We start from the raw sequence: 17,483 nt of genomic DNA, 5'->3' as shown, positions 1-17,483 counted from the left end.
TTACAGAAATCCCCTGTAAAGATGGAAAACTTTATCTGGCACCCATTTTTGATTGCTATGACGGCAGTATCCGGGGCTTCAGGATGGATGACAACATGCGGGCAGACCTTTGTGTTGAAGCGTTTCAAAACGCCTGCAGAGATGATGGTGCCGAAGGAATGATCCTTCATTCCGATCGGGGCACGCAGTTTACCAGCCAACGCTTTCGAAAGGTATTAAAAAAAGCAAATGCCATCCAGAGTATGAGTGGCACCGGGCGTTGTTATGATAATGCCCGGATGGAAAGTTTTTTCGCAACGCTGAAAAAAGAGAAGCTCTATAAAATTAATACCAAAAGTATGCCCATGGTTGAAGTCAAAACGATTGTTCATCGCTACATCCATTATTACAATCGTCGACGAATTTACAGTACAAATAATGGCTATCCACCGCTAGTTTATCGGGGGCTTTTTATCGACAATCACCAGCTCGCTGCATAGCATTCAAAGTTTTGATGATTGTTACCGACGATGAGGGCTGGCTATTCTATAGGGGCTTGGAAAATTCCTTGCGTGTTTTGACTGAACTATTATTGACAATTCCAACCGGGATAGAAGGTAGCCAGCAGCACTTCATTGGTTGCCGCTTCATCCAATGGCCATTCAATACCCGCTTTGGCTGCGACTTCAAGCACTTCCCGAATCGTATTTCGCGAGCTATGAACGCTTGCAGCGATCTGTCGCTGGGTGTAATTGAGACTGTTCAGTCTCAGGATTTCTCGATAATTTACCATAATTATCGACCTCCTGTAATGATAGTCACACATTTGTGTGCCAACTTCATTATAGGTTCAATTTATATGAATGGCTCACCTTTCGTTAAGGTGGGTCAGTTCAATCGTGATGATGGAACAGTTTGTCCGTGCAGATGGGGTTTCACGAACGGAATATACAGATTGAAAATAACCGTGGAAAATGACGATATTTATAGTTGGAATATTGGAATTCTAATCAAAGAATTTGGTGTGGATCAGAAGTTGAAAGCTGGTGAAAATATTATTGAGTTTAACCCAACTCATTCCGATGCATTTATGTATTGTTGTTGGTTGGATCAGATTACAAGAACTGTTACCGTCCAGGACATCAATAATTATATCAAATATTTGGGTTGTGAAAGTGATTCATTTTTATGCCATAATGGCAGTGGAATATGAGTTGGATTTGAACAATTATATTGTATGGGGTTCTTAAGACATAAATACAAATTTTCAGATAGCCTTATTAAAATGGAATTCTTGTTCTGACATGATCCGAGTGTCCAGAGTTTTGCGACCAATCCATGTTGATTACCAAGAAAAAATCTATCCATCGTTTCTTCTATAAGTGATTCAAGTAATGTTACAAGTAATGTTACAAGTAATGTTATAGGGGTATAAAAGATATGTATATATATAGAAAACGTGTAATTATATAAAGAAGGTAGGGTGACGCCGAATCTTTTCAATGTCACTATTTTTATTTTCTATTGTGACAAATATATCGCTGACAGAAGGAATTCTAATGGTGAAAGTTCGATTGAAGAATTTAATAACATGACAAAGAATATCCACTCCCTAAAATAAATTCAGATTTTAGTTGGGCTCATTAGAGTGAAATATGATTGAGAATAGAAAGAAGGAATCGATTATGATGTATGGTATAGGTTATGGTGGTTTTGGCTTTTTTATGATGTTTGGATTGTTTCTATTACTTGTTCTGGTTATCATCGGAGTGTATTTTATTGTTCACCATTTTACAAATTCAAATGCAAAAGAAGGAACCCGTTCAGGTGATAGAGCTTTGGAAATTTTGCATGAGCGGTATGCGCGGGGTGAAATCGACGACGAAGAATATAATCAAAAAAAAAGCGGAGTTGCGAAAGTTATAGCTAAGACATGATTGAAAAGGACAGTGTTTTCTGGAACTGTCCTTTTTTTGTGAGTTTGAAGTAATGGTCAAATTAATCTCATACTTAGTAATCATTATAAAGATTATAGAATAGCCAAAAATAGAAAGGATGCGAATAGGATGGATAAAGAACATTCAACTAAAGATCTGAAGAGTGCTTTGCCTGACGGAGAATTGATGAGTGATAAGCATGAAACCCATCAAGCACATAAAAACCATGCACATCAGGAACACAAGGACATTCCTCAAAAAAATGATGAACATACGCATAATCAAGGTCATGGTGGAATGAATCATCCGCATGATCCCGGCCAAGAAATTCCCCAGGCAGAAATGGAACATTCTCATCATCATATTCCAGCCAATGAGCAACATACCGAACATGATGACCATCATGATCATCACGCAATGATGGTGGCGGATTTTAGAAAACGGTTTTTTGTTTCTTTGATTATTACGATACCGATACTAATTTTATCGCCAATGATCCAGATGTTTATGGGTGTGGATTGGCGATTCATCGGCGATTCCTATTTACTGTTTGGTCTTTCTACCATTCTCTTTTTTTATGGCGGAAAGCCCTTCCTTGTCGGTGCCAGAGATGAGCTTAAGAAAAAATCGCCGGCAATGATGACACTCATTGCGCTTTCCATCACAGTTGCCTATATTTATAGTACGCTAACCGTATTTTTTATATCCGGTGATGATTTCTTTTGGGAGCTGGCCACATTAATCGTCATCATGCTTTTGGGTCATTGGATTGAAATGAAATCGGTGATGGGAGCGTCGCGGGCACTAGATGAACTGGTGAAACTCATGCCCGAAGAAGCACACCAGATAATGGACAATGGGGAAATCAAGGATATTCCTGTAAAACATTTAAAAGCCGGCGACTCTGTTCTTGTTAAACCGGGTGAGAAGATTCCCATTGATGGTTTAGTTTATGATGGGAGATCAGCCGTTAATGAATCCATGATCACCGGAGAATCTGCACCTGTTGAGAAAGAAGCGGGTGATGAAACAGTCGGAGGTTCTATTAATGGTGAGGGGATTTTAAAATTTAAAGTGTCTCGAGTTGGAGAAGACACTTTTCTGTCACAAGTGTTAAAACTTGTTCGGGAAGCCCAGGATTCAAAATCCAATACCCAACGATTAGCGGACAAAGCGGCCAAGTGGTTGTTTTATATTGCCGTAATCGCCGGAACCTTGACTTTTTCGGCATGGATGATCATCTCACAGGATCTTAACTTTGCCGTCACACGAGCCGTCACCGTCATCGTTATTTCCTGTCCCCACGCATTAGGCCTGGCAGTTCCGCTTGTAACAGCTGTTTCGACCAGCATTGGAGCCCGGAAAGGTCTTTTAATCAGAGATCGGGCGGCCTTTGAAAACGCTCGTAAGCTCAATGCTGTGGTTTTCGATAAAACAGGAACTTTGACCGAAGGGACATTTGGGATAACTGATATCAAGGCAATAGGAATATCCCGGGAAGAACTCCTTTTACTTACTTATTCAGTCGAATCAAATTCAGAACATCCTATTGCACAGGGAATCGTCAATGTAGGAAAGAAATTAAACCTCAAAATGAAGGAAGTAAAAGATTATCAGAACCTGCCGGGTAAAGGGCTAAAAGCCAACGTGGATGGTCGGGACATTATGGTTGTAAGTCCTGGTTATTTGCGGTCAGAAAAAATAGCCTTTGACGTAAATCAATATGAAAAACTTGCTCAGATGGGCAAAACGGTTATTTTCATTTTAGATGGTCGCACGCTCCTTGGCTATCTGGCATTATCAGACATTGTCAGAGATTCGGCCAGAGAAGCCATTGATATTCTAAATTCTATGGATATTGAAACCATTCTATTGACCGGGGATAACCAGAGAGTTGCCGCTTATGTGGGTAATCAGCTGAAAATCGATACAATCATTGCTGAGGTATTACCCCAGGAAAAAGCATCCAAAATTGATGGTCTTATTAAAGAAGGCAAGATTGTGGCAATGACCGGTGACGGCGTGAATGATGCACCGTCTCTGGCAAAAGCGGATTTAGGTATCGCCATCGGAGCGGGAACAGATGTTGCCATTGAAACAGCCGATGTTATTCTCGTACGAAGCAATCCGCTGGATGTGGTAACTGTTTTAAAGCTTTCAAAAGCAACCTATCAAAAGATGATCCAAAACCTGATCTGGGCGACGGGTTATAATATGATCGCACTTCCCTTAGCGGCGGGGGTCCTTTATAATCAGGGGATTGTGATAAATCCGGCTGTCGGTGCGGCGTTGATGTCATTAAGTACAATCATTGTGGCCATCAATGCAAAACTACTCAAAATTGATTAACCATTCATCTTTTGTATCAGTCAGCTGGATCGGGGAATAATGCTCTTAAAATCTTGCGAGACTGTTATATATACGGTAAAAAGAGTGAAGTAGATTATATGAAATTTGAGTTGTGAAAGTGATAAGAAAAATATAAAAGGGGCCGTGCATATAACTTTGGCACGGCTCCCCTTATGTTTTAAAATGATCTTTGACTTGCAGATCGAAGCAGAATAGATTAATAAAATACCCACCATCGTTTAAAGAATACTTATAATCATTATTCCAAATCATTCTTGGAAATTTGCTTTTTCTCTGAACCTGCTAACTCTGAACCTTCTGAATTTTTTGAATCATTATGATGTTTATGACCAGAATGACCACCGCAACATCCGATGCCGAATTTAGACATGACAAACATCAGCCCGATAAAGATTAAAATTGATATGATTGTTCCCATTGAAATGCTCCTTTAAAATTATTTGTTGTGTATATCATACAATAGACTTGTGAATAAATTATGGAGAAATTGAGTATTTCAACATAAATAAAATCAAATTTTCGAATAATTTCGCGGAAATTTGAGGATGGTAAAAAAAAGACACCTGCAAAACAATGCATGTGTCCATCTAGCTACAAAACAGAAAGAAAAATTACTAAGAAAGAAGGTTCTGATCTGAGGGTTTTTCCTCTGTTTGATCTGTTTGTTCCGATTTACCTTTGTTGCCACCCCTTAACATCATCGGCATCATGAGTACCATCATAATCGGGCAAATGAATGGCAGAAGCGTAAATAGAATACCTTGATAACCAAGTAATGTTATGATAAGTAATATTAAAATGGGTGCACCACAACAAAGGGCCATCATCATCATATGTGACATATGATGTTTTTTATTTTTTTTCAAGTTGTCCTTATTTTCATCTTTTTTACAGCAGTTCATCAGTATCAGCTCCTTAAAATTATTTGATCTATGTCTGCAAGTATACTTGATAGTTGTGGAGATTTTATGGAGATTTGAAATTATTAAAAATTTTTCAAAAAAAACAGATAATTCTGTTCCCGATGAAATGTTTATCAAATAATGATTGAGATAATCAGGATTTCATATTAAGATAAAAAGATAATCCTCTACTTGATTTAGCCGATAAGATAACATATAATGACAATTATACCATAACAGATAGCTATGATATGATTAAACAAGTAGTTGTGAAAGGTGTATTTATGAAAAGATATCCATTAATAAGGACTTTTGCCTTATACAGTATGTTTGCGTTTGTTTTAATGGGCATTGTGCTTTCCCTGGTTATATATGAACATATAAAAAATGATAAACTGGGAAATTTAGAAGAAGTTGCTAAAATTACAATCAGTACGGTTGTTAAAAACAATCTGACCAAGACAGACTTTGCTGATAACATAACCGACATTAAGGCATCTCAAATTAAATCTAATATCATTGAATCCATGGATTTATATGACATTCAATCGATCATGCTCATCAATCAGGATGAAAAAGTGATCATGGCAGATCACGCTGTTTTTACTGGTGAACTACCGAACCAAAAAGATCTTGAAAAAGTATTGAACGGTGAGGTTTCTTTCGTCGTTTCAGATGCTTATGCACTCAATAATGCTGAAGATGGAAATAAGGGCAAACTTGTCATAAATATTTATGAACCGATTATCTATGACGGCAAAGTTGAGGGTGTTGCCGTTCTGCAAATCCTTGAAAAAAACATCAGTGAACATGCAAACATGATTGTACAAGTAATAGTATTGACAGTCTTTGGCGGATTTTTGATCCTTTTTTTATTGTTGGTGGGGATACTTTATAAAACATCACAAACACTTCGACACCAAAACAAGGAACTGATTAATCAAAAGTCTGAAATCGAATTATCACTGAAAAGACTTGATGATTCCTATTTAAATACTGTCTTTGCTTTATCCAATGCTGTTGATGCCAGAGATCCTTATACAGCAGGACACTCCGAACGGGTGTCAAAAATATCCATGCTTTTAAGCAGAGAACTGAAATTGACAGCAGAAAATCAAGAAATTCTTGAATATGCAGGGCTTTTTCATGATATCGGAAAAATCGGGATACCCGATCATATTTTGAATAAGAATGGTAAGCTGACAGATGAAGAATACGAGGTTATAAAAAAGCATCCGGATATTGGGATTAGTATCCTTAGTAACGTCAGTTTTCTAGCGGAAGCCTTACCAATTATTCGCCACCATCATGAGAAGTTCGCAGGCAACGGTTATCCATGTGGGATCAGAGGTGAGGAAATTCCACTGGGTTCGCGGATCATTGCCATTGCCGATACCTATGATGCAATGACGACAGATCGACCCTATCGACAGCGATTTAGCCACGAGGTTGCAGTTGCGGAGATTCGAAAAAACAGCGGTACTCAATTTGACCAAAAATTGGTTGAAGCATTTATGAAAATTGAAAGTATCGTCAAAGATTTGAATTAGCAATTAGGTATCATCAGAAACAGTCATCATCAGAAATATTAAAATTTAAAATATTTTTCATCTCCATGATTTCTACAAAAGTTATTGTTATAATATCGTCAGACAAGAAGTGACAAGGAGGTGGAACAGGTGCAAAACAGCAATAAAAGTGTGAAAAGGACAATCTACGCTAAACTGATTCCAAAACTAAATCCATAGCGATGGCTTTCACAATCATAAAGGTAACAGAGGCTGTGTGTCAATTCAAATAGATTGAGCCTGAAGTTGAAAATCACAAGAACAAGAACCTGTTAAAGCAAAAACGGACAAAGAAAAGAGGAAAAAATGGAAGAAAAAGCACTACTTAACTCGAACAAAGAACCGAACCCGGTCAGCGCTACTAGCTCCATCAAGGGTTCCAGAAAAAAACACTTATCTACCAAACTGCTGGGATTTACCTTGATAATTCTGGCTGTTGCCGTCATCTCGCTTAGTGTTATATTTATAAATATGGGGTCAGCCGCCATTCTGGAACAGGCTCATGACGATGCCCGGAAATACACCAATGAAGGCGCTTCCCACGTTGGTGCCATCATTGCTGGCAATCTCAGCACCCTTAGTGAAGTAACTCTGCGCAGCGGCGTCTCCAGCATGGATTGGAACGCCCAGGTGGCCGCCATTGCCAGCGATGTTGATAAACTGGGGTATCAGGATATTGCCGTGATGAACCTTGACGGTCATGCCAAATACCTGGTCGGCGGCGGCGAGTTTGACTCTGCCGGACAATTCTGGTACACTGACGGATTCAAAGGCGAAACGGTTGTTTCCGATGTGGCCATCAGCAAGGTCACTCAAGAGCCGGTGGTCTTTGATGTCGCTCCGATTAAAAGCAATGGTCAGGTGGTCGGCTTGCTGATCGGCCGTCGGGATCCCACCTTCTTAAAGGACACCACCAATGCCATGGGTGACGGTGAGCGTCAATACGGCTTTGTGGTCAATAACGAGGGCGGTTTTATGGCCCACCCTGATGATGAGGTGATTATGAATCAGACCAATGTTTTTGCCGATATTGAAAAAAATGGCGTCTGGAGAGATTTTGGGATCGCCTTTAAAGAACTGGGTGCCGGTCAAACTGGAATGCTTTCCTACTCTTTAAATGGCGAAACGAAGATCGGTGCCACCGCACCCATACCGGGAACCAACTGGACTCTGATTATTGCCCAGTACGAAAGTGATGTGTTGGCACCGATGCATCATTTACGCAACGTCACCCTGCTGGTTTTGCTGCTGGTGCTGTTAATCGGCGGTGTGGCCGCCTATATTCTGGCTAAACGGATCAGCAAGCCGATTGTTGAATTAACCGCTCTGGCCGATCAAATGGCGTTGGGCAATGTGGATCTGGAAATCGTTGCCGCCAGCGAGGACGAAATTGGCACTTTGATGGATTCTTTTGCGACCATCATTGATAACCGCAAAGCCCAGGCTGATGCCGCACGTCGTTTGTCCGAAGGCGATTTTGCCGTGGCGATTGTGCCCCAGTCTGATAAGGATGTGCTGGCCTACGCCCTGATTGATATGGTCGCCGAAATGAATAAGGTCAATGAAGGGATTAAGAAAATCGGCACGGCCGCCCAGGATGGACAACTGAATTATCGGGGCAATACCACTGATTATACCGGCGCTTTCAAGGACATGATTATCAGCCTCAACAACATGGTCAATACTTTTGTCAATCCACTTAAAGTAGCCAGCAAGGCGATTGAACGGATCGGTAACGGGGTAATTCCACCGCCGATCACCACCGAATACAAGGGCGATTTTAACGATCTTAAAAATAATATTAATGCCTGTATCGACGGGTTAGGCGCTCTGACCGAAGGAAATGAAGTGCTGGCTAAGCTTTCTGCCAATGATCTGTCCCAGAAAATTGAGGGCAGTTATCAGGGGATCTATCAGGAGATTGGCGAATCGATTAACGGCGTTCACGATCAAATGGTACATATTGTCGAAATTGCCAACAACATGGCCGTCGGCAACCTCTGTGATCTGGACGGTCTCAAAGCTATCGGTCAGCGGAGTGACAACGATACGCTGATTCCAAGCTTTATTTCAATGATCGAAAGCATCGCCCTGTTGGTGGCCGAAACCCAGACGATGACCCAGATTGCCGTGGAAGGTGATCTGACCAACCGTGGCAACGTGGCCAAATTCCAGGGCGAATACGCAAAGGTCGTGGAGGGCTTTAATCAGACTTTGGATGTGGTTATTGAGCCCATCAATGCCGCCTCGGCAACGCTCCGGGAACTGTCCCAGGGAAATCTCCACACCGCCATGACTGGCGACTTTAAAGGCCAGCATGGTCAGATTAAAGAAGATATGAATCAGACCATCGCCTTCCTCAAGGAATATGTGGAAGAAATTACCCATACCCTGGAAGAAATTGGCCGGGGCAACCTGAATCAGGAAATCACCACCCAATACCTGGGCGATTTCCAGGCCATTAAAACCGCACTTAACAGCATTACCGCCAGCCTCAGCACCACCATGTTTGACATCAACTCGGCGGCTGGACAGGTTGAAAGCGGCGCCCGTCAGATTTCTGACGGCGGTCAGGCTTTGGCTCAGGGAGCCACCGAACAGGCCAGTGCGATTCAGGAACTGACCGCGTCAATTGATGAAGTGGCGCAGGAAACCAAACAGAATGCGGTTCGAGCCAATGAAGCCAATGAGCGTTCCATCGAGGTTCGCAACAATGCCGAAATTGGCAATGTCCGGATGAACAACATGGTCACCGCCATGGTCGACATCAATGCTTCCTCCCAGAATATTTCAAAGATCATCAAGGTTATCGACGATATCGCTTTCCAGACTAATATTCTGGCGCTGAATGCCGCCGTTGAAGCGGCTCGGGCCGGACAACACGGCAAGGGCTTTGCCGTCGTCGCCGAAGAAGTCCGCTCCCTGGCCGCCCGCTCGGCCGAAGCCGCCAAGGAAACCACCGGTCTGATTGAAGGCTCCATCGATAAGGTTTCGGTGGGTTCTAAAATCGCCGATGAAACCGCTGAAAGTCTGACCCAGATCCTGGCGGACATCGAGAAGGTCACCAGCTTAGTGGGTAATATCGCCCGGGCTTCCAACGATCAGGCCACGGAAATTGCCCAGATCACCAAAGGGATCGAACAGGTTTCTCAGGTGGTCCAGACCAACTCCGCTACCGCTGAAGAAAGCGCCGCCGCCAGTGAGGAACTCTCCGGTCAGGCCGAAATGCTCAAACAGATGGTCGGTGCCTTTACGATCAAAACCGACTCGGACAACTACGCCCCGTCCCCAGCCGCCCCCTCGTTCCAAGCAGAGCCAGTTGCAGTCGCTGAACCGCGAATTGATTTGGACGATTGGGACAATGATAAGTATTAATCTAACCAATACGGAAACATCGACTGCGTGAGAATTAGTACAAAAAATAAAAAGCTCCCCGGGTAAGTTGTAACAGATTGCCCGGGGAGCGCTTTATTTTTGGTTTTTAAAATATAGTTTAAAAAAGTGTTGCGCGGGTTGTTTTTTCGGTCGCTCTACACATACATACACTGTTCTACAGATGAAAGTGATCCACTGCCCAGGGGAAGGTGGAACTGGCCGAGTTTTGCATCTCATAAAACGCAAGAGTATTATCCAGTGAAAAACAACGCGTTTGAATTTGCTGCAATAAGCAGATTATAAAAAAACGAAGGCATGTTTTAGATCATTTTGTATACCAGGCGATTTTTCCCTGACTTCTTAGCTTCTAATAAGGCTTCATCACTCAATTTAATGATTGTCGAAATGTCCCTACCATCGTCAGGATAACTTGCGACCCCTAAAGAAACGGTTATTGAGGGTTGTGGCGAATTATCTATACTGCTTATATTGCATCTTATTTTTTCGCCAATTTTAATAGCATTATGCTTACTACATTTATTTAGTACAACAACAATTTCTTCTCCACCATATCGATAAGCTCTATCATTCTGTCTGATAGCATTCTTTATTGTTGCACTAACTTTTTGCAATACTGCATCTCCTGAATCATGTCCAAATTCATTGTTGAATTTTCTAAAATTGTCCACATCAATAAAAATTAATGAGTATACTTTATCTTTTGATATTTTCTTGATGTAATGATCAAAAGCTCTTCTATTATATAATCCAGTTAGTTGATCAATATCAATATCTCTTTTTAGAGTATTATAAACTTTTTCAAGTTTATAATACTTGTGAGTAATATTAACTGCTACAAAATAGGCTATAAGTCCAAATATTGTTCCAGATCCTAAGCAATGAACAAACTCGTTATCTCCCAGTAACGGCATCGCGAGATAATGATAGACAAACCCATATACAATCCCCAATATCACCATCGAAATGAGCATGAAGAATTTAAATTTCATAGCTGGTCTCCTTTACTAGTGATCCGCTTTTATGACACGTTTGATGTTTATAGGCGCATAAAATGTTCTGCGCCGCATACACAAAATCTATTTCACTTCCCCCCCCATTATTAATAGCCAAGTCTCTTTAAAATGTCGACTAAAGTAGACAATCTATCATGAATTATTTCGCTGCAAAGTCTAGAGAATAACTTTTGTTATAGAATCAGAGTGCCTCCATCTACAAATTCATATTCAGAAAATTTCCGAATGACAATAGTTTCACTATCGATAAGCAAGGTGCCTCAGAGCCAAGACCTCAATAAATTCCATTTATTTTGTTATGTTCTTAAATCCAAAAGACCGGTTCGTGTTTAAAATGCGTAGGCACTTTCATTTTGGAATTTTCATCATTGAGAATTTGGGATTCACATATTTTGTGATATATTAAATTTATCATATACTTATTTTCAGTTAATGTCAATGTTAAGGGAAACCATGTCATAATATTTATGAACCGATCATCTATGACGGTATAGTTGAAGGTGTTGCTGTTCTGTAAATCCTTAAAAAAACATCAGTGAACATGCAAACATGATTGTACAAGGATAGCATTGACAGTCTTTAGCGGATTTCTGATTCTTTTCTTATTGTTGGTTGGGATACGTTATAAAACATTACAAACACTTCGACAATAGAATAAGGAGCAGATTAATCAAAAGTCTGAAACTGAATTATCTCTGAAAAGACTTGATGATTCCTTTCTAAATACTGTCTTTGCTTTATCCACTGCTGTTGATGCAAGAGATCCTTAACACCCATCGTACGAAATAAAGTCAATGTATTAGAATATTTGATACATTGCTTTATTTTTTTTAGAATTTTTAAAAAGAATGTCTTTTCTCCATAAGTTCTACAAAAGTTATTGTTATTATATCGTCAGACAAGAAGTGACAAGGAGAATAACCAATGGAAGAAAAACCAATAACAAAGACATTTTCGGTTAGCGGGATGACCTGTGTTAATTGTGAAAATCGAATTGAGAATAAACTTAAAAAGCTTGATGGAGTAACAAATGTCACTGCAAGTTATACACGTTCACGAGTCAGTTTTACATATGACCCGGATTGTGTGAAGCTGTCAACCATTGTACAGACCATTGAAAGCATGGATTATCATGTAAAACGTGCAGGTGAAAAACAAAAAAACAAAACCGTTGAAAAGAAAAATATAATTAATGAAGTTTTAGGAATCGGCATCATCATTATTGCTGCATTTGTGATTATCAATTACTTTGGCGGTTTTAACATCTTTAACTCATTTCCAGAGGCAAAACAGGGTGTCGGTTATGGCGCACTATTATTAATCGGTTTACTCACTTCCATTCACTGCGTTGCCATGTGTGGGGGGATCAACCTATCTCAATGTGTTCCCAATGTAAGTATAAAAAGTGAAAAGAAAACGGCAAATCTCAGGCCCGGCATTTTATACAATACCGGTCGGGTGATTTCCTATACCATCGTGGGCGGGATCGTCGGAGCATTGGGATCAGTCGTCAGCTTTTCCGGTACAGCTAAAGGAATTGTCGCTGTTATGGCAGGGGTGTTCATGGTGATTATGGGCTTGAATATGCTGAATCTTTTTCCCTGGCTGCGTAAGTTTAATCCCAGAATGCCCAAGATTTTTGCCAGGAAGATCAATGAACAGAAAAAAAGCAACAGCCCGCTCTATGTCGGACTGTTAAACGGCTTAATGCCCTGCGGACCACTCCAGGCCATGCAACTCTATGCACTTTCCACCGGTGATCCGGTACAGGGTGCCTTATCGATGCTGGCATTTAGTTTAGGAACGGTGCCCTTGATGTTTGGACTGGGAGCGATCAGCTCATTGCTCAGCAAAAAATTTACCAGTAAAATGATGACCGCCAGCGCCGTGCTCGTTTTGATACTGGGCGTATTTATGTTTAGCAATGGCGTGAGTTTATCGGGTATTGCACTTCCTACCTTAACCAGTAGTGTGACAGCGTTGAATGAAGTGCAGCAAAATAATACAGCATCTGTCAACCAGGGGGTTCAGACAATTACAACAAAGCTTTCGCCGAACCGTTATGAACCGATTACCGTCCAAGTGGGTGTACCCGTCAAATGGACCATCGAGGCGGATGAAAATGACATTAATGGCTGCAACAATCAAGTGCTGATCCCCAAATACAATATTGAAAAGAAGTTAGTGGCAGGTGACAATGTCATTGAATTCACACCTATTGAAACAGGAACAATTCCCTATAGTTGTTGGATGGGGATGATTAAAAGCAACATCACAATTGTCGATTAAGCACAGGTAGTAAAGACTAAAAAAGGGTAGTATAAAAAGGAGAATTTAAATGAAAAAATCATATTATTTATGGGGAATCGTGTTGGGCATCGTCCTGACGGGGATTGTTATATTTTCTGGCTGTACCAGAAGTTCAGGAAACGCAGGCGAAACAGCGGTTAATTCTAATTCATCACAAACTCAATCAAGCAGTGAGTCTCAAAAAACGACAGAACAGCAGAGTGTCAGTAGTTCCGTTGCCAAATCAAATGCCGGAACCAAAGCCACAGTGAGTGATGGGGTTCAAACGGTAGCAACGACCCTGGATCGGGGCATTTATAAACCTATTGTTGTTCAAACGGGGATACCGGTTAAATGGATCATTACAGCCAACGACGGCGATTTGAATAGCTGCAATAATAAAATGCTGATCCGAAGCTATGGTGTTGAACAAAAACTGATTACCGGAGAAAATGTCGTCGAATTTACACCGACGAAGGCCGGTACCATCAATTATTCCTGCTGGATGGGAATGGTAGGAAGTACCATTACCGTTGTTGATGATATTAACCAATAAAAAAGAGTCATATATGAAAGTCAAGGAGGGCAATTTAATGAAAAAAGAAACAATCAAGATAACGGGCATGACCTGTGCGGCCTGTGCCGCCAGAGTAGAAAAAGTTGTCAGTAAGATGGCAGGGATAACCAGTGCATCAGTGAATTTTGCCACCGAAAGCCTGTCGGTAGAATATGATGAGGGCGTGGCTTCCCGGCAAAAAATCAATGAAGTCATTGAAAAAGCCGGATACGGTACGGTCGAAATCAGTACAATCAGTGAAGTGACAATCCCGATTGGCGGGATGACTTGTGCCTCTTGTTCGGCTCGGGTCGAAAAGGTTTTAGGGAAGCTTGAAGGAATCACCAGTGCTACTGTTAATCTGGCAACGGAAAAAGCCACCATTCACTACGACACCCAGCAGATTAAACTCTCTACCATTCGCCAGGCCATTGAAAAAGCCGGGTATCAGGCGCTGGAAATTGAGAAAAAAACGGCCATTGATGAAGACAAACTGAGGAAGGAAAAAGAAATCCGAACCCTCAAGACTAAATTAATCGTGTCGGCAACTTTCGGGATTCCGCTGCTTTATCTGGCCATGGGGGCGATGATCTGGTGGCTACGACTACCGATTCCCAGTTTTCTGGAGCCGATGCAATATCCACTGACCTACGCCATCGTGCAAATCATTCTGGTGATTCCAATTATAATCGCTGGCCACCGTTTTTATAGTGTCGGTTTCAAAGCCATCATCCAGCGCAGTCCCAATATGGATTCATTGATTGCGATGGGAACCTCGGCGGCGATTCTCTATAGTCTCTATTCGGTTTATCAGATCAGCATTGGTAATTTCGGGGCAGTTGAAGATTTGTACTTTGAAACCGCTGGAGTTATCATTACCCTGATCCTGTTAGGAAAATATTTGGAAGCGGTATCCAAAGGGAAAACTTCCGAAGCGATAAAAAAACTGATGGGTCTGGCACCTAAAATGGCCGTTGTTATCCGGGATGGCGTTGAAATTGAAACACCCATTGATGAGGTCGAAATTGACGACGTGATCCTGGTCAAACCGGGGGGCAAAATTCCGGTTGATGGGATCGTCATTGAAGGAAACACCGCCATTGATGAATCGATGCTTACCGGAGAAAGTATGCCCATCGATAAAAAATCTGGGGATGCGGTATACGCTGCCAGTATTAACAAAAATGGTGTAATCAAATTTAGAACGACAAAAATTGGCGGCGATACTGCCCTGGCGCAAATCATCAAGCTGGTGGAAGATGCCCAGGGTTCAAAGGCACCGATCGCCCAGCTGGCCGATATTGTATCCAGTTATTTTGTTCCGATTGTCTTTGTGATCGCAGTGCTGGCCTTTGCTGGTTGGTATTTTACCGGTCATACCTTTGTCTTTGCGATGACCATTTTTATTTCGATTCTTGTCATCGCCTGCCCCTGTGCTCTTGGTCTGGCAACCCCTACGGCGATCATGGTGGGTACCGGAAAAGGTGCTGAGTATGGCATTTTAATTAAGGGCGGCGAAGCCCTGGAAACCACCCATCTTATTGATACCATTGTTTTTGACAAAACCGGCACCATTACTGAAGGTAAGCCTGAGGTAACTGACATTGTCACCGCAAATGGGATTGAGCGGGATTGGCTACTTCAAATTGCCGCATCGGCTGAAAAAGGATCAGAACATCCGCTGGGTGAAGCGATTGTCCGTGGCGCCCAAAAAGAAAACCTGGAAACCCTTAAGATTGATACCTTTAAAGCCATTCCCGGATATGGGATTGAAGTGGAAGTTGACGGTTCCCGGCTGCTATTGGGAAACCGGAAAATGATGGATGAGAACAGTATCTCCCTGATCACCCTGGAAGAAGAATCAGACAGACTTGCTGAAGAAGGTAAAACACCCATGTACATTGCCATGGATGGCACGCTGTCCGGGATTATTGCTGTGGCCGATGTCGTCAAAGCCAGCAGTAAAGCGGCCATTGCCAAGCTTCATGAAATGGGTATTGAAGTGGCGATGATTACCGGCGATAATAAAAAAACTGCCGAAGCCATTGCCAAACAGGTTGGTATTGATCGGGTTCTGGCCGAAGTATTGCCCCAGGATAAATCAAACGAAGTTAAAAAACTTCAGGCTGAAGGCCGAAAAGTGGCCATGGTTGGAGATGGCATCAACGATGCACCGGCTTTGGCACAGGCGGACATTGGCATTGCCATTGGCTCCGGTACCGATGTTGCCATGGAATCCGCCGACATTGTGCTGATGCGAAGTGATCTGATGGATGTACCCACCGCCATTAAACTCAGCAAAAGTACCATCCGTAACATTAAGCAGAATTTGGTCTGGGCATTTGGCTATAACGTCGCCGGAATCCCCATCGCCGCCGGACTGCTCTATCTGTTTGGCGGACCATTGCTGAATCCCATTTTTGCAGCAGCTGCGATGTCACTGAGTTCGGTTTCGGTACTCACCAATGCACTCAGATTAAAAGGTTTCAAACCATAAAAAATATTTAATAAGGAGAAAAGATTATGAAGAAGAAAATTATTTTGGCCGGGGCAGCCCTATTATTGTTAGTTGTCCTATCCGGTTGTCAGCAAACTGATGTTGTCGGCAAGACCTCCATCACATCCTTTGATGCGGTGCTTCAGGTCATTCCCAACCAAATTGCCGAAGATGAGATAAATGGTGGCTGGGCACTATCGGCACCGGATGGAACCGCCCGTTTTATCTGGAGTAAGGATTACAGTAGCGGCACCCCTCACGATGTGATGCTGGAAGTTGATGCTAAACCATTCATCGCAGCTGGACTTGATGTCACCAAGCTTCCCGCCGGAATGCTCGTTGATGATAAGATTATGGTCGGGACAATGTTAGGGGATGAAAAATTAACCTACAGTGGCGAAGTGACCCCGCTGGCATCCTATGAACAGCTTGTCAATCTGAAACGTGATCATATTAAATATCACACCGCCCTTGACCATTATGGGGTTGACATTGGTGATGGGAATATGTTTGAATGGGCTAAAGACCTGAGTACCAATGATAAAGACATTGTCTTTGTTTTAAATCCACAGATTTTTATTGATGCCGGCGTTGATCCGGAAAAAGTTGAAGGCTGGGTTTTCGCCAAGGTCAGTGCCGAAGACGAAGATAAAAAACCAATTGAAGTGGATAAATTTTTAAAACCGTTCAATATTAAATAAACTAGAAAAAAAGAGGTGTACAAAATGGAAAGAATAATTTTAAATGTCGAAGGTATGTCGTGTGCTCACTGTGAAAGAGCTGTAAAAAATGCAGTTGGCGAACTCGACGGAGTTGAGCGTGTTATTGTCGATCTTACTGGAAAAACTGTGGCAATCGAATATGAACCGGGTAAATTAACCTTTGAGAGCTTCAAAACTGTCATTGAAGAAGAAGGATACCATGTGACAGGAAAAATATAACTAATTCATAATTAGTTATGAACGAGGAGATTGCT

The 17,483-nt window shown here is 41.8% G+C and carries 15 protein-coding genes; 11 read left to right on the top strand and 4 right to left on the bottom strand.

All coding sequences use genetic code 11. The annotated features are described in order from the left end of the window. On the top strand, window positions 1-479 hold a 479-nt coding region (locus ACWI_RS13730), incomplete at its 5' end, for a DDE-type integrase/transposase/recombinase (RefSeq protein WP_139142293.1). Window positions 480-568: 89 nt separating this feature from the next. On the opposite strand, the gene ACWI_RS13725 is transcribed toward ACWI_RS13730, so the two are convergent. Next, window positions 569-772 (bottom strand): hypothetical protein, encoded by a 204-nt coding sequence (locus ACWI_RS13725; RefSeq protein ID WP_070372006.1) that lies wholly within the window; start codon window positions 770-772, stop codon window positions 569-571. 162 nt (window positions 773-934) lie between these two features. On the opposite strand from ACWI_RS13725, the gene ACWI_RS13720 reads away from it, so the two are divergent. From ACWI_RS13720 to ACWI_RS13710, 3 genes are all read left to right on the top strand, one after another. Next, a complete protein-coding gene (locus ACWI_RS13720; RefSeq protein ID WP_070372005.1) occupies window positions 935-1,192 on the top strand; it encodes a hypothetical protein in 258 nt (85 codons plus the stop codon). Between the two features lie 472 nt (window positions 1,193-1,664). Further along, window positions 1,665-1,916 carry an SHOCT domain-containing protein gene (locus tag ACWI_RS13715; RefSeq protein WP_070372012.1) on the top strand — a complete coding sequence of 84 codons (252 nt, stop codon included), beginning with the start codon at window positions 1,665-1,667 and terminating at the stop codon, window positions 1,914-1,916. 129 nt (window positions 1,917-2,045) lie between these two features. Further along, window positions 2,046-4,265 (top strand): copper-translocating P-type ATPase, encoded by a 2,220-nt coding sequence (locus ACWI_RS13710; protein ID WP_242871625.1) that lies wholly within the window; start codon window positions 2,046-2,048, stop codon window positions 4,263-4,265. A gap of 259 nt (window positions 4,266-4,524) precedes the next feature. On the opposite strand, the gene ACWI_RS13705 is transcribed toward ACWI_RS13710, so the two are convergent. Further along, window positions 4,525-4,704, bottom strand: coding sequence for a hypothetical protein (locus ACWI_RS13705; protein ID WP_070372004.1), 180 nt, complete (start codon window positions 4,702-4,704; stop codon window positions 4,525-4,527). Between the two features lie 196 nt (window positions 4,705-4,900). Next, on the bottom strand, window positions 4,901-5,188 hold the full coding sequence (locus ACWI_RS13700) for a hypothetical protein (RefSeq protein ID WP_070372003.1): 288 nt from the start codon (window positions 5,186-5,188) through the stop codon (window positions 4,901-4,903). 251 nt (window positions 5,189-5,439) lie between these two features. On the opposite strand from ACWI_RS13700, the gene ACWI_RS13695 reads away from it, so the two are divergent. Both ACWI_RS13695 and ACWI_RS13690 read left to right on the top strand, forming a co-directional pair. Beyond that, window positions 5,440-6,738 (top strand): HD-GYP domain-containing protein, encoded by a 1,299-nt coding sequence (locus ACWI_RS13695; protein ID WP_084633706.1) that lies wholly within the window; start codon window positions 5,440-5,442, stop codon window positions 6,736-6,738. 324 nt (window positions 6,739-7,062) lie between these two features. Next, window positions 7,063-10,131: a methyl-accepting chemotaxis protein gene (locus tag ACWI_RS13690; RefSeq protein WP_070372001.1), complete on the top strand. Its 3,069-nt coding sequence runs from the start codon at window positions 7,063-7,065 to the stop codon at window positions 10,129-10,131. Window positions 10,132-10,451: 320 nt separating this feature from the next. On the opposite strand, the gene ACWI_RS13685 is transcribed toward ACWI_RS13690, so the two are convergent. Further along, complete coding sequence (locus ACWI_RS13685; protein ID WP_242871624.1) at window positions 10,452-11,141, bottom strand: GGDEF domain-containing protein; 690 nt, start codon at window positions 11,139-11,141, stop codon at window positions 10,452-10,454. A 948-nt stretch (window positions 11,142-12,089) separates the two neighbouring features. Between ACWI_RS13685 and ACWI_RS13680 the strand changes: the two genes are divergently transcribed. Genes ACWI_RS13680 through ACWI_RS13660 form a run of 5 tightly spaced genes read left to right on the top strand, consistent with a single transcriptional unit; the run spans window position 12,090 to window position 17,448 of the window. Then, window positions 12,090-13,454, top strand: coding sequence for an urease accessory protein UreH domain-containing protein (locus tag ACWI_RS13680; RefSeq protein WP_070372000.1), 1,365 nt, complete (start codon window positions 12,090-12,092; stop codon window positions 13,452-13,454). 49 nt (window positions 13,455-13,503) lie between these two features. Then, window positions 13,504-14,010, top strand: coding sequence for a hypothetical protein (locus ACWI_RS13675; RefSeq protein WP_070371999.1), 507 nt, complete (start codon window positions 13,504-13,506; stop codon window positions 14,008-14,010). A 37-nt stretch (window positions 14,011-14,047) separates the two neighbouring features. After that, window positions 14,048-16,507 (top strand): heavy metal translocating P-type ATPase, encoded by a 2,460-nt coding sequence (locus ACWI_RS13670; RefSeq protein WP_070371998.1) that lies wholly within the window; start codon window positions 14,048-14,050, stop codon window positions 16,505-16,507. Between the two features lie 26 nt (window positions 16,508-16,533). Continuing rightward, the gene (locus ACWI_RS13665; protein ID WP_070371997.1) at window positions 16,534-17,208 is read left to right on the top strand and encodes a hypothetical protein; all 675 of its coding nucleotides are present in this window, start codon (window positions 16,534-16,536) and stop codon (window positions 17,206-17,208) included. Window positions 17,209-17,232: 24 nt separating this feature from the next. Then, complete coding sequence (locus tag ACWI_RS13660) at window positions 17,233-17,448, top strand: cation transporter (protein ID WP_070371996.1); 216 nt, start codon at window positions 17,233-17,235, stop codon at window positions 17,446-17,448. Window positions 17,449-17,483: the final 35 nt, after the last annotated feature.

The organism is Acetobacterium wieringae, assembly GCF_001766835.1.
GTDB classification, from domain to species: domain Bacteria; phylum Bacillota; class Clostridia; order Eubacteriales; family Eubacteriaceae; genus Acetobacterium; species Acetobacterium wieringae.
This window is presented reverse-complemented; position numbering and strand designations above follow the sequence as displayed.

Excerpts from the sequence above, each read along its gene's own strand:
- ACWI_RS13725 (WP_070372006.1), bottom strand. The coding sequence starts at position 772 with ATGGTAAATTATCGAGAAATCCTGAGACTGAACAGTCTCAATTACACC.
- ACWI_RS13715 (WP_070372012.1), top strand. The coding sequence starts at position 1,665 with ATGATGTATGGTATAGGTTATGGTGGTTTTGGCTTTTTTATGATGTTT.
- ACWI_RS13710 (WP_242871625.1), top strand. The coding sequence starts at position 2,046 with ATGGATAAAGAACATTCAACTAAAGATCTGAAGAGTGCTTTGCCTGAC.
- ACWI_RS13705 (WP_070372004.1), bottom strand. The coding sequence starts at position 4,704 with ATGGGAACAATCATATCAATTTTAATCTTTATCGGGCTGATGTTTGTC.
- ACWI_RS13700 (WP_070372003.1), bottom strand. The coding sequence starts at position 5,188 with ATGAACTGCTGTAAAAAAGATGAAAATAAGGACAACTTGAAAAAAAAT.
- ACWI_RS13695 (WP_084633706.1), top strand. The coding sequence starts at position 5,440 with ATGATTAAACAAGTAGTTGTGAAAGGTGTATTTATGAAAAGATATCCA.
- ACWI_RS13690 (WP_070372001.1), top strand. The coding sequence starts at position 7,063 with ATGGAAGAAAAAGCACTACTTAACTCGAACAAAGAACCGAACCCGGTC.
- ACWI_RS13685 (WP_242871624.1), bottom strand. The coding sequence starts at position 11,141 with ATGAAATTTAAATTCTTCATGCTCATTTCGATGGTGATATTGGGGATT.
- ACWI_RS13680 (WP_070372000.1), top strand. The coding sequence starts at position 12,090 with ATGGAAGAAAAACCAATAACAAAGACATTTTCGGTTAGCGGGATGACC.
- ACWI_RS13675 (WP_070371999.1), top strand. The coding sequence starts at position 13,504 with ATGAAAAAATCATATTATTTATGGGGAATCGTGTTGGGCATCGTCCTG.
- ACWI_RS13670 (WP_070371998.1), top strand. The coding sequence starts at position 14,048 with ATGAAAAAAGAAACAATCAAGATAACGGGCATGACCTGTGCGGCCTGT.
- ACWI_RS13665 (WP_070371997.1), top strand. The coding sequence starts at position 16,534 with ATGAAGAAGAAAATTATTTTGGCCGGGGCAGCCCTATTATTGTTAGTT.
- ACWI_RS13660 (WP_070371996.1), top strand. The coding sequence starts at position 17,233 with ATGGAAAGAATAATTTTAAATGTCGAAGGTATGTCGTGTGCTCACTGT.